Raw genomic sequence first — 12,046 nt, forward strand, 5'->3', positions numbered from 1 at the left:
AACGGGTCCCTGACCTCGAAGGACTCGTATGTCCCGGATGGACAACGCCATCGTCTGCGCACGCCGTGCCCGCCGTGACCGCTGCCCCGGCGTGCTCCGCCCCTGGCCCGCCGAGGACGGCCTCCTGATCCGCCTCCGCCTCGTCGGCGGCCGTCTCCCCACGAAGTCGCTCATCGCCCTCGCCGCCGTCGCCGAACGCCACGGCGACGGCCGGGTCCACGTCACCGGCCGGGCCAACCTCCAGATCCGCGCCCTGCCCGGCCACCTCGGCCGCCTCGGCAGCGCCGTCCTCGACGCCGTGGAGGCCACCGGCCTGCTGCCCTCCCGCACCCACGAGCTCGTGCGGAACGTGATGGTCTCGCCCCGCACGGGAACGGCCGGAGGCCGTGCCGACCTGCGCCCGGTGGCCGCCGCACTCGACCGGCTGCTGTGCGCCGACCCGCGCCTGGCCGGCCTGCCCGCCCGGTTCCTGTTCGTCCTGGACGACGGCCGCGGCGACCTGCTCACCCGCCCCGCCGACCTCGGGCTGGTGGCCCTCGACGCGGACACCGCGCAACTGCGGATCGGGGACTCCTGGGGGCCCGTCGTGCCGCTCCCGGAGGCCGCCCCGGCGCTGACCGGCCTGGCCCGGAGCTTCCTGGACGCCCGGGGCATCGGCCCCACGGCACCCTGGCACGTCGTCGAACTGTCCGCCCCGATCGCACCGGCCGCGGCCCCGGACCCCCGGCTGCCGAGTCCCGAGCCACCCCTGCCACCCGGACCCCTGCCCGGGGGCGGCCGGCACGTGGCGGTCCCCGACGACGGCATGACCGCCGGCCTCGCCGCCCGGCTGGTGGACGAGGCCCACGCCGCGGGCGCCACCGAACTCACCGTCACGCCCTGGCGCGGCGTCATCGTCCCGGGAGCCGCCGCGTGAACAGCACCCCCACCGGCGGCCCCGGGCCCCGCAGGCCGCACACGCACTACGACTACCTCGCCGACGGCCCGGCCATCTACGTCGACTCCTTCGCCACCATCCGCCGCGAAGCGCGGCTGGACCACGTCCCCGCCGAGGCGGAACGCCTCGCCGTGCGGATGATCCACGGGGCGGGGCAGGTCGACCTCGCCGACGACCTGGTGATCCACCCGCGACTGGTCCCCGCCGCCCGCGCCGCCCTGCGCTCGGGCGCGCCGATCCTCTGCGACGTCACCATGGTCGCCACCGGGGTCACCCGCAGCCGCCTGCCACGCGACAACGATGTCGTCTGCCTCCTCGGCGACGAACGCGTGCCCGCCCTCGCCCGCCGCTGGGGCACCACCCGTACCGCGGCGGCCGTCTCCCTCTGGGAGCCGCTGATGGAGGGCGCCGTGGTCGCCGTCGGCAACGCGCCGACCGCCCTGTTCCACCTGCTGGAGATGCTGATCGACGGGGCGCCCCGCCCCGCCGCCATCGTGGGCTGCCCGGTCGGCTTCATCGGCGCCGCCGAGTCCAAGCAGGCCCTCACCGAACTCGCCGACGACCACGGGATCGACATCCCGTACGTCACCGTCCACGGCCGCCGCGGCGGATCCGCCATGACGTCGTCGGCCCTGAACGCACTCGCCAAGGAGGAGGAGTGACCGGACGTTTCCACGGAGTCGGCGTCGGCCCCGGCGACCCCGAACTGATCACCCTCAAGGCCGCCCGGCTGATCGCCTCCGCCGACGTCGTCGCCTACCACGCGGGCGTCGGCAAGGAGTCCAACGCCCGCCGGATCGCCGCCTCGCTCATACCGGGCACCGCGGCCGAGGAAGTGCTGACCTACCCCGTCACCACCGGCGCCACCGACCACCCCGGCGGCTACGCGGGCGCCCTGGCCGACTTCTACGAGGAGTCCGCCGCCCGCCTCGCCGCCCACCTCGAGGCGGGGCGCGACGTCGTGCTGCTCTCCGAGGGCGACCCGCTCTTCTACGGATCGTTCATGTACATGCACGACCGGCTCTCCGAGCGGTACGAGACGCAGATCGTGCCCGGCGTCCCCGCGTTCGCCGCCGCCGCGGCGGCCGCCGCGGCGCCACTGGTCCGGCAGACCGACGTGCTCACGGTCCTCCCCGGCACCCTGCCCGAACCGGAACTGGCCCGCCGCCTCGCCGACACCGACGCCGCCGTCGTGATGAAGCTCGGCCGCACCTTCCCGGCCGTCCGCCGCGCCCTGGAGGCGGCCGGACGGCTCGACCACGCCGTGTACGTCGAACGCGCCTCCATGGAGGGCGAACGACGCCTGCCCGTCGCCGAGGTGGACCCGGCCGACGTGCCGTACTTCTCGCTGATCCTCGTCACCGGCGACAGCCGCAACGGGACCCGCTCCCGGCGGCCCGGCGACCGGACCGCGACCGACCGGACCGCGACCGGCGGGGAGCAGCCGGCCGTCCCTGCGGCCGAGGGAGGGCAGGTTGTCCCCGCGGCCGAGCTGCTGGTCGTCGGCCTGGGCCCCGGCCCCGGCGCCTGGCTGACCCCGGAGGCCACCGAGGCGCTGGCCGAGGTCGACCACGTCATCGGCTACGGCCCCTACGTCGACCGGGTGCCGCAGCGCGCCGGCCTGACCCGGCACGCCTCCGGCAACACCGTCGAACTGGAACGCGCCCGGCACGCACTGGAGTTGGCCAAGCGCGGCGAGCGGGTCGCGGTGGTCTCCGGCGGCGACGCCGGCGTCTTCGGCATGGCCACCGCCGTCCTCGAGGCCGCCGAGGACCCCGCCTTCCGGCAGGTTCCGGTGCGCGTGCTGCCCGGCGTGAGCGCCGTGCAGGCCGTCGCCGCCCGGGCGGGCGCCCCGATCGGCGGCGACTTCGCGGTCGTCAGCCTCTCCGACCGGCTCAAGCCCTGGGAGGTGGTCGAGCGGCGCCTGCGCGCGATCGCCGAGGCCGACCTGGTGCTGGCCGTGTACAACCCGGCCTCCCGGTCCCGCACCGAACAGATCGCCACCGCCCGCCGTGTCCTGCTGGAGCACCGCGAACCCCGGACCGTGGTCGTCGTCGGCCGGGACGTCGGACGCCCCGGCGAGTCGCTGACCGTCACCACCCTCGGCGAACTCGACCCGGCCACCGTCGACATGCGCTGCCTGCTGATCGTCGGCGCGTCCGGCACCCGGGTCTCGGCGTCCGGCCGGGTGTGGACGCCGAGGTGGGTGAAGCCGTGACCGTCCACTTCGTCGGCGCGGGTCCCGGCGCCGCCGACCTGCTCACCGTGCGCGCCGTACGGCTGCTCGCCACGGCCGGCACCGTGCTCTACCCCGGCACCTACCTGGACCGGGCGGTCCTCGACCACTGCCCCCCCGGCGCCGAACTGGTCGACACCCAGCGGCTCGACCTGGACCGCATCACCGAGCACCTGGTCACCGCCCACCGGGCCGGACGCGAGGTCGTCCGGCTGACCTCCGGGGACCCGTCCCTCTACTCGGCTCTCGCCGAGCAGACCCGCCGCCTGGACGCGCACGGCGTGCCCTGGGACGTCACGCCCGGGGTCCCCGCCTACGCGGCCGCGGCCGCGCTGGCGGGGCGGGAGCTGACCGTGCCGCTGCTCGCCCAGTCGGTGGTCCTCACCCGCACCCGGGCCCGGTCCACCGCCATGCCCGGCACCGAGTCGCTCGCCGCGTTCGCCGCCACCCGGGCCACCCTGGTCCTCCACCTCGCCATCACCCGCGTCCGCGAACTGATGGCGGAACTCGTGCCCGAGTACGGTCCCGACTGCCCCGTGGTCGTGGTCCACCGGGCGAGCCAGCCGCGGGAGCTGGTGCTGCGCGGCACCGTCGCCGACATCGCCGACGCGGTGGAGGAGGCCGGGCTGCGGCAGGCCGCGGTGATCCTGGTGGGCCGGGCGCTCGACCCGGCCCCCGGCGGCGAGTCGTTCCTCTACGACCCGGCCCGCCCCCGCGTCAGCCCACCCTCAGACTCCACTGGGTGACCGTCCGCGCCGGCGTCCAACCGGTGAACGAGCCGATGGGCGCCGTCGTCTCCACCGCCAGGCGGGTCAGCTCCCCGCCATGGCGGCGGTAGGCCTCCGCCAGCAGCCCCTCGGTCTCCAGCGTCACCCCGTGCACCACCAGCCGGCCGCCCGGCCGCAGCGCCCCGAGGCACCCCTCCAGGACGCCCGGCCGGGTGGCCCCGCCACCCACGAACACCGCGTCCGGCGACGGCAGTCCGGCCAGCGCGTCCGGCGCACGACCGGTCACCACCCGCAGCCCCGGCACCCCCAGTCGCCCCGCGTTGCGGGCGATGCGGCCGGCACGCACCTCGTCGGCCTCCACGGCCGTCGTCGTGCAGGCCGGGTGCGCCCGCATCCACTCGATGCCCACCGAACCGGCCCCGGCGCCCACGTCCCACAGATGCTGCCCCGGACCGGGCGCCAGCCGGGCCAGCGCCGAGGCCCGCAGGTCACGCCTGGTCAGCTGACCGTCGTTCTCGAACGCGTCGTCGGGCAGCCCGGCCACCAGCCCGTAACCGGGCGGCCCCGCCAGTTCCAGCGCCAGCACGTGCAGCGCGGGCACCTGGGCGGGCGGCGACGCCAGCCAGCCGTCCGCGGTGTCCTCCAGCCTGGACTCCGAGGCCGACCCCAGGTCGCCGAGCACCGTCAACGCGCTCCCCCCGTAACCGGCGCCGACCAGCAGCGCCGCCACGGCGGCCGGCGTCGCCGCGTCCGAGGAGAGCACCAGCACCCGGTGACCGGGCGTCAACTCCCGCAGCAGCAACCGCGGATCACGGCCCACCAGCGTCACCACGGCGCACCGCTCGGACGGCCATCCCATCCGGGCCCGCGCCAACGCCACCGACGACACCGCCGGTTCGACGCGGACCGCGTCAACTCCCAGGGCTTCGATGAGCGTTGTGCCGATCCCCGACACCAGCGGGTCGCCCGAGGCCAGCGCCACGGTCCGGGCCCCGCCGAGGGAGGCCAGCAGGCCCGGCAGCCCCTGCCGAAGCGGCGAGGGCCACACCTCACGGCGCTGCCCGGGCGCCTCCGGCAGCATCGCCAGGTGCCGCCGCCCGCCCAGCACCACCTCCGCCTCCAGCACCGTCCGCCGCAGCCGCCCGGGCAGCGAGGGCCAGCCGTCGGCGGTGACGCCGACGACGGTGATCCGGTGATCCGGGCGGAGGGGAACGGGGGGAGGGGGCGTGCCGATCGTCATACCCATGACGCTATCGTGGTCGATCACAGGCACGAGGTGCCCCCACGGCCCAGCCATCGGAAACGGTGAGGACGGCCCGCGGGGAGAATCTGGGAAGCCCGGTGAGATTCCGGCACAGGCCCGCTGCGGTGAACCGAGCCTCGCTCACGAGGACTCGGCAAGTCCGAAGACCGGCCTCGCGCCCGCCCCTTACGGATGGCGATACGAGCGGGAGCCTCACATGCCATTGGTGCGTTCGCACTACCCCTTTTCCGCGATCGTCGGCTGCGACGCCGGCGACCTTGACGACCTCGGCCTCTCCCTGGTCCTGACCGGCATCTCGCCGGAGATCGGCGGCGTCCTCGTCCGCGGCGAGAAGGGCACCGCCAAGTCCACCGCCGCCCGCGCGCTGGCCGCCCTGCTGCCGCCTGTGGACGTCCACCCCGCGGACCGCTTCTCCGCCGACCCCGCCGACCCCGACGACCCGTCCCCGGACGGGCCGTTCGGGCCCGGGACGCCCGTGGAAAGCCGCCCGGTCCGCCTCATCGAGCTCCCCGTCGGCGCCACCGAGGACCGCGTCCTCGGCTCCCTCCACCTCGAACAGGCCCTCACCCACGGCAAGGTGGCCTACGAGCCCGGACTGCTGGCCCGCGCCCACCGCGGCATCCTCTACGCCGACGAGGTCAACCTCCTCCCCGACCACCTCGTCGACCTGCTCCTCGACGCCGCGGCCACCGGCCGGGTCACCGTGGAACGCGACGGGTTCTCCATGGAGCACGCCGCCCGGTTCCTGCTGGTCGGCACCATGAACCCCGAGGAGGGCGAACTCCGCCCGCAGCTCCTCGACCGGTTCGGCCTCACCGTCGAGGTCGCCGCGCCCCGGGACCCCGCCCCGCGCGCCGAGGTGGTACGCCGCCGCATGGCCTACGACGCCGACCCGGCCGGCTTCGCCGCCCGCCACCGCCCGGCGGAGGAGGCCCTCGCCGCCCGCATCGCCGCCGCCCGCTCGCGCCTGGGCGAGGTTTGGCTCCCGGACGCCGCCCTGCACAAGATCGCCGAGATATGCGCCGCGTTCGACGTGGACGGGCTGCGCGCCGACATCGTCACCGCGCGCACCGCCGTCGCCCACGCCGCCTGGGCCGGCCGCACCACCGTCACCCGCGACGACGTCCGCCGCGCCGCCAGGCTCTCCCTGCCGCACCGCCGGCGGCGCAACCCCTTCGACGCGCCGGGGCTCGACGAGGACCTGCTCGACCGGGTGCTCGGCGACGACGAATTCCCGCCGGACCCGCCGGACCCGCCGGACGGGGCGCCGCCGAGCCAGCCGGACGACGACGACCCGGACGGGCCGGGCGACGGCCCCGACGGCCCCGACGGCGGTTCCGGCGAAGGCGGTCCCGGCCGCGGACCGGACGACGGCGGTCCGGAAGGCGGCGGTCCGGAGGGCGGAGGCCGGGAAGGCGACGGACGGGAGGGCGGCGACGGACTGGGGAGCGGCGGGAGCACCGAGGCGTCCGGCGCGGCCGGTCCCCGGCCGTGGGCCGGGAACCCGGCGGCCGCCGCACCCGAACCGGGCGCCACCGACGCCGACCCGGCCGACGAGCCGTACCGTGCCGGGCCCGCCCCCGGCACGACCGTCAAGGCCTCCGCCCCCTACCGCCCCCGCCTCCTCACCGTCCGCGGCACCGGGGAGGGCGCCGACGGCCGCCGCAGCCGCGCCCTCGGAACCCGCGGCCGCCGGATCGGCGCCGCCCTGCCCGGCCGGGGCGCCCGCGGCTCCCTGCACCTGGCCGAGACGGTCCGCGCCGCGGCCGCCCGCCCCCGAGCCGCCCGCGACGGCGGCCCGCTGCGGCTGCGCCCGGAGGACCTGCGCACCTCCGTCCGTGAGGGCCGCGAGGCCAACCTGATCCTGTTCTGCGTCGACGCCTCCGGCTCCATGGCGGCGCGCAAACGCATGACCCAGGTCAAGACGGCCGTCCTCTCCCTCCTCCTCGACGCCTACCGCCGCCGCGACAAGGTCGGCATGATCACCTTCTGCGGCCAGGACGCCGAACTGGTCCTGCCGCCCACCCACTCCGTCGACATCGCCGCCGCCCGCCTCGACGGCCTTCCGGCCGGCGGCCGCACACCCCTCGCCGAGGGGCTGCTGGAGGCCGCCCGCGTCGTCGCCCGCGAACGCCGCCGCGACCCGCGGCTGCGGCCCCTGCTCGTGGTGGTCACCGACGGCCGCGCCACCGGCGGCAAGGACGCCGTCGCCCGCTCGCTGGCCGCCGCCGACCAGGTCGCCTCGCTGGGCGTCAGCACCGTCGTCGTGGACAGCGAGTCCGGACCCCTGCGCCTCGGCCTGGCCGCGCACCTGGCCGCCCGCCTGCACGCCGACCACCTGCCCGTCCGCGAGGTCAGCGCCGACGCGCTGAGCACCGCCGTCCGAGAGAGGGCCGCCTGATGCCCCAGGGACAGCCCGCCGTCGTGCCGAACGACGGCCTCACCACCCGCCAGCGCCGCAACAAGCCCCTCCTCGTCGTCCACACCGGCGACGGCAAGGGCAAGTCGACCGCCGCCTTCGGCCTCGCCCTGCGCGGCTGGAACCAGGGCTGGCGGATCGGGGTCTTCCAGTTCGTCAAGTCCGCCAAGTGGCGCATCGGCGAGCAGACCGTCCTCGAACGCCTCGGCCGGCTCCACGAGGAGACCGGCGAGGGCGGTCCCGTCGACTGGCACAAGATGGGCTCCGGCTGGTCCTGGACCCGCAAGCAGGGCGACGGCGAGGACCACGCCGCGGCCGCCGTCGAAGGCTGGGCCGAGATCAAGCGCCGCCTGGCCGACGAGACGTACGACCTGCTGGTCCTCGACGAGTTCACCTACCCCCTCGCCTGGGGCTGGATCGACGTCGACGACGTCGTCACCACCCTGCGCGAGCGGCCCGGCCGCCAGCACGTCGTGATCACCGGCCGCCGCGCCGCCCCCGCACTGCTGGAGGCCGCCGACCTCGTCACCGAGATGACCAAGATCAAGCACCCCATGGACGCGGGGCAGAAGGGCCAGCGAGGCATCGAATGGTGACACGCCACCACCCGCACCGGTCCCGGCCCGCCCCGACGCCGGCGAACCTGCCCCGGATCATGATCGCGGCCCCGATGACCGGGCAGGGCAAGACCACCGTCGCCACCGGCCTGATGGCCGCCCTCCGCGACGCCGGCCACACCGTCAGCGGCCACAAGACCGGCCCCGACTACATCGACCCCGGCTACCACGCCCTCGCCACCGGCCGCCCCGGCCGCAACCTCGACCCCCACCTGGTCGGCGAGAAGCGGGTGGAGCCGCTCCTGCTGCACGGGGCGCACGGCGCCGACGTCGCGGTGCTCGAGGGCGTGATGGGCCTGCACGACGGACGGATCGGGGGCGACGGGTTCGCCTCCTCCGCCCACGTCGCCGCCCTCACCCGGACCCCCGTGGTGCTCGTCGTCGACGTCTCCCGCATGTCCCGATCCGTCGGCGCGCTGGTGGAGGGCATGGCCGTCTACGACCCGGCCGTCGAGGTCGTCGGCGTCATCCTCAACAAGGCCGGCTCCGAACGGAACGTCGCCGAGATACGCCGGTCCCTGCGGCTGCCCGTGCTCGGCGTCGTCCCCCGTGACGACGAGATCGCGGCCCCCTCCCGCCACCTCGGCCTGGTGCCCGCCTCCGAACGCGCGGACTCCGCCCTCGCCGTCCGGCGGCTCGGCGCACGCATCGCGCAGCAGGTCGACCTGGACGCCGTCCTCGCCCTGGCGCGCAGCGCGCCCCCGCTCGGCGCCCGGCCCTGGGACCCGGCGGAGGAGATCGGCGCACCGCACGGCGGCGGACGGCCCGTCGTCGCCGTCGCGGGCGGCCGCGCCTTCACCTTCCGCTACACCGAGACCGAGGAACTCCTCACCGCCGCCGGCTGCGAGGTCGTCCCGTTCGACCCGCTGACCGACCCCGCCCTGCCCTCCGGCACCCGCGGCCTCTACCTGGGTGGCGGCTTCCCCGAGGTGTTCGCCGCCGAACTGGCCGCCAACAGGCCGCTGCTGGCGGAGATCCGGGAATCCGTCCGGGACGGCATGCCCACGGTCGCCGAGTGCGCCGGCCTCCTCTACCTCGCGCGGACCCTCGACGACGCCCCCATGGCCGGCGCCCTCCCCGTCCACGCCCGGATGACCGAACGCCTCACCCTGCGCTACCCGCAGGCCGTCTCACCCGGCGACACCCTCCTCACCCGGGCGGGGGAGCGGGTCACCGGGCACGAGTTCCACCGCACCCGCACCACCCCCGGGGCCTCGGAGGCCACCCCCGCCTGGGAGATCGACGGCCGTCCCGAGGGCTTCGCCTCCGCGACCCTGCACGCCTCCTACCTGCACGTCCACTGGGCCGGACACCCCCGCATCGCCGCCCGGTTCGCCGACGCCACGCGCCGCCGGGACGCCGCGCCCTCCGGGGCGGCCACCACGGCGGCCGCCGCCGCGCCCACCACCGTGCCCACGACCGCGTCCACCATCGCCCCCGCCCCCGCGTCCACCATCGCCCCCGCCCCCGCGCCCGCCGACCCGCTGCGCCACCACGGCGACGTCGAGGCCCGCAGCGGACTCCTCGACCTCGCCGTCAACGTCTACTCCGGCGACCGGCCCGACTGGCTCGACCGCGCCCTGCACGGCAGCATCGCCGACGCGGCGGCCTACCCCGACCCCGGGCCCGCCCGCCACGCGGCCGCCCGCCGCCACCGCCGGCCGGATGACGAGGCCCTGCCCACCGCCGGCGCCGCCGAGGCCTTCACCCTGATCGCCCGCCTGCGCCCCTGGCGGCGACCGGTCGTGGTCCACCCGCAGTTCACCGAACCCCACGCCGCCCTGGAACAGGCCGGACACACCGTCACCTGCGTACTGTGCCGGCCCGAGGACGGCTTCGCCCTCGACCCGGCCGCCGTCCCCGAGGACGCCGACCTGGTGGTCATCGGCAACCCCACCAACCCCACCGGCGTCCTCCACCCGGCCGCCACCCTGCGCGCGCTGCGCCGCCCGGGCCGGCTGGTGGTCGTCGACGAGGCGTTCATGGACGCCGTCCCCGGCGAACCGCAGTCCCTGGCCGGCGACCGGGCCGAAGGGATCCTGGTGATCCGCAGCCTCACCAAGCACTGGTCGATCCCCGGCATCCGGGCCGGATACGTCGTCGGCGACCCGGCCGTCGTGCGGGAACTGGCCCGGGAGCAGACCCCGTGGTCGCTGTCGTCCCCGGCCGTCGCCGCCACCGTCGCCTGCACCGCCGCTCAGGCGCTTCCCGAGGCCCTGTCGCGAGCCCGGCGGCTCACCTCCTGGCGGCAGTGCCTCCAGGAGGGACTGGCACGTCAGGGCGTGGCGTTCGTCCCGTCCGGCGCGCCCTTCGTTCTGGCCCGGCCGGGGAAGGGGGTGCACGGTCTGCTCCGGGAACGCGGCGTCGCCGTCCGGCGCGCCGACACCTTCCCCGGCCTCGACGGCTCCTGGATCCGCCTGGCGGTCCGCCCCCCGGAGACCACCCGCCGCTTCCTCGACGCCCTGACGGAGGTGCGGGCATGCGCCACCGCATGAGCACCCGCGCGGCCGGCCTCCTCCTCGGCCACGCCGCCGACCGGCTCCTCGGCGACCCGCGCCGCTACCACCCGGTGGCCGGCTTCGGAACCGTCGCCGCCACCCTGGAGCGACGGCTGCACGCCGACTCCCGCGCCCGCGGCGTGGCCCACACGCTCCTGCTGGTCGGCGGCACGGCGGCCCTCGGGACGGTGGCCGAGCGGGCCGCCGCCCGCCACCCGGCCGCACACCTCGCCGCCACCGCACTGGCCACCTGGGCGGTCCTCGGCGGCCGCTCCCTGGAACGCGAGGCCGCCGCGGTCCACCGCCGTCTCTCCGTTCCCGACCTGCCGGCCGCCCGCACCCGGCTCCGTTCCCTGGTGGGCCGGGACACCACCACCCTGGACGCGGGACAGGTCGCCCGCGCCGTGGTCGAGTCCGTCGCCGAGAACACCTCCGACGCCGTGGTCGCGCCGCTGGTCTGGGGAGCCGCGGCCGGTGTCCCGGGGCTGCTCGCCTACCGGGCGGCCAACACCCTGGACGCCATGGTCGGCCACCGCACCCCGCGCCACGAGCGCTTCGGCTGGGCCTCCGCCCGCCTCGACGACCTCCTCAACCTGCCCGGCTCCCGCCTCGCCGGCCTGCTCACCGCCGCCACCTCGCCGGCCGGGCCCGCCGCGCCGCTGCGTGCCTGGAGGCGTGACGCCGCCGCCCACCCCAGCCCCAACGCGGGCGTCGTCGAAGCCTCCTTCGCGGGCGCCCTCGGCATCCGCCTCGGCGGCACCAACCGGTACGCCTCCGGAGTCGAACACCGGGCCGTCATGGGTGACGGCCCGCCACCCGGCCCCGCCGACATCCCCCGGGCGACCGCCCTGGCCCGCCGCGTCGGCCTGGCCGCCGCCGTCACCGCCGCGGTGGCCGCGACGGTCTTGCGCGGCAGGCCGGGGGAGCGGGGCTGTTAGTGTCCGCAGCCATGGACGACAGCGTGTACGTGGGCAACGCCGGGCAGGACGCGGCCCTGGACCGGGGCTGGCTGCTCGGGCACTTCAAGGACGCGGGCGACCCGCGGCACAGCGAAGCCGTGGAGATCAAGTGGGGCGTCCACCCGCGGGGCGACACCCGCGCCCAGTGGGTGCGCGGCGAGCAGCGCACCGCGCTGCAGGTCCTGGTCAGCGGACGCTTCCGGGTGGAGTTCCCCGGCCGCAGCGTCGTGCTGGAGCGGCAGGGCGACTACGTCGTCTGGGGCGAGGGCGTCGACCACTCCTGGGTCGCCGAGGAGGAGTCGGTGGTGCTGACCGTGCGATGGCCCTCCGTCCCCGGCTACGCCGTGCCGCCCACGCGCAACCAGTGACGGCAGGGGCCCCTCGGCCC

Annotated in this window: 10 protein-coding genes and 1 riboswitch; of the genes, 9 read left to right on the top strand and 1 reads right to left on the bottom strand. The window is 76.7% G+C overall.

Annotated elements, in window-relative coordinates:
- The first annotated feature begins 28 nt into the window (after window positions 1–28).
- From GBN72_RS24705 to GBN72_RS24720, 4 genes are read left to right on the top strand one after another with little or no spacing between them, the layout of a single operon-like run.
- Window positions 29–916, top strand: coding sequence for a ferredoxin-like domain-containing protein (locus GBN72_RS24705; RefSeq protein WP_218042071.1), 888 nt, complete (start codon window positions 29–31; stop codon window positions 914–916).
- Window positions 913–1,599 (top strand): precorrin-8X methylmutase, encoded by a 687-nt coding sequence (locus GBN72_RS24710; protein ID WP_151774086.1) that lies wholly within the window; start codon window positions 913–915, stop codon window positions 1,597–1,599. The genes GBN72_RS24705 and GBN72_RS24710 overlap by 4 nt, the downstream gene beginning before the upstream one ends.
- Window positions 1,596–3,155 carry a precorrin-2 C(20)-methyltransferase gene (locus tag GBN72_RS24715; protein ID WP_151774087.1) on the top strand — a complete coding sequence of 520 codons (1,560 nt, stop codon included), beginning with the start codon at window positions 1,596–1,598 and terminating at the stop codon, window positions 3,153–3,155. The genes GBN72_RS24710 and GBN72_RS24715 overlap by 4 nt, the downstream gene beginning before the upstream one ends.
- The gene (locus GBN72_RS24720; RefSeq protein WP_218042072.1) at window positions 3,152–3,919 is read left to right on the top strand and encodes a cobalt-precorrin-4/precorrin-4 C(11)-methyltransferase; all 768 of its coding nucleotides are present in this window, start codon (window positions 3,152–3,154) and stop codon (window positions 3,917–3,919) included. Before GBN72_RS24715 ends, GBN72_RS24720 begins: the two co-directional genes overlap by 4 nt.
- Here GBN72_RS24720 and cbiE read toward each other — a convergent pair.
- The gene (cbiE, locus tag GBN72_RS24725; RefSeq protein ID WP_369695905.1) at window positions 3,891–5,147 is read right to left on the bottom strand and encodes a precorrin-6y C5,15-methyltransferase (decarboxylating) subunit CbiE; all 1,257 of its coding nucleotides are present in this window, start codon (window positions 5,145–5,147) and stop codon (window positions 3,891–3,893) included. The genes GBN72_RS24720 and cbiE overlap by 29 nt on opposite strands.
- Window positions 5,148–5,192: 45 nt before the next feature.
- A riboswitch (cobalamin riboswitch) is annotated at window positions 5,193–5,334 on the top strand.
- 27 nt (window positions 5,335–5,361) lie between these two features.
- On the opposite strand from cbiE, the gene GBN72_RS24730 reads away from it, so the two are divergent.
- The 5 genes from GBN72_RS24730 to GBN72_RS24750 are packed head-to-tail and all read left to right on the top strand — an operon-like array spanning window position 5,362 to window position 12,026.
- Window positions 5,362–7,566 (top strand): VWA domain-containing protein, encoded by a 2,205-nt coding sequence (locus GBN72_RS24730; RefSeq protein ID WP_174887193.1) that lies wholly within the window; start codon window positions 5,362–5,364, stop codon window positions 7,564–7,566.
- The gene (gene cobO, locus GBN72_RS24735; RefSeq protein ID WP_151774089.1) at window positions 7,566–8,180 is read left to right on the top strand and encodes a cob(I)yrinic acid a,c-diamide adenosyltransferase; all 615 of its coding nucleotides are present in this window, start codon (window positions 7,566–7,568) and stop codon (window positions 8,178–8,180) included. Before GBN72_RS24730 ends, cobO begins: the two co-directional genes overlap by 1 nt.
- Window positions 8,174–10,696 (top strand): bifunctional hydrogenobyrinic acid a,c-diamide synthase/histidinol phosphate aminotransferase CobBC, encoded by a 2,523-nt coding sequence (cobBC, locus tag GBN72_RS36095; protein WP_218042073.1) that lies wholly within the window; start codon window positions 8,174–8,176, stop codon window positions 10,694–10,696. Before cobO ends, cobBC begins: the two co-directional genes overlap by 7 nt.
- Window positions 10,681–11,637, top strand: a complete 957-nt coding sequence (locus GBN72_RS24745; protein ID WP_151774090.1) for a cobalamin biosynthesis protein — start codon at window positions 10,681–10,683, stop codon at window positions 11,635–11,637. The genes cobBC and GBN72_RS24745 overlap by 16 nt, the downstream gene beginning before the upstream one ends.
- Window positions 11,638–11,648: 11 nt before the next feature.
- Window positions 11,649–12,026 (top strand): cupin domain-containing protein, encoded by a 378-nt coding sequence (locus GBN72_RS24750; protein WP_151774091.1) that lies wholly within the window; start codon window positions 11,649–11,651, stop codon window positions 12,024–12,026.
- Window positions 12,027–12,046 lie beyond the last annotated feature (20 nt).

It is taken from the genome of Streptomyces abyssomicinicus (genome assembly GCF_008974245.1).
Classification (GTDB): domain Bacteria; phylum Actinomycetota; class Actinomycetes; order Streptomycetales; family Streptomycetaceae; genus Streptomyces; species Streptomyces abyssomicinicus.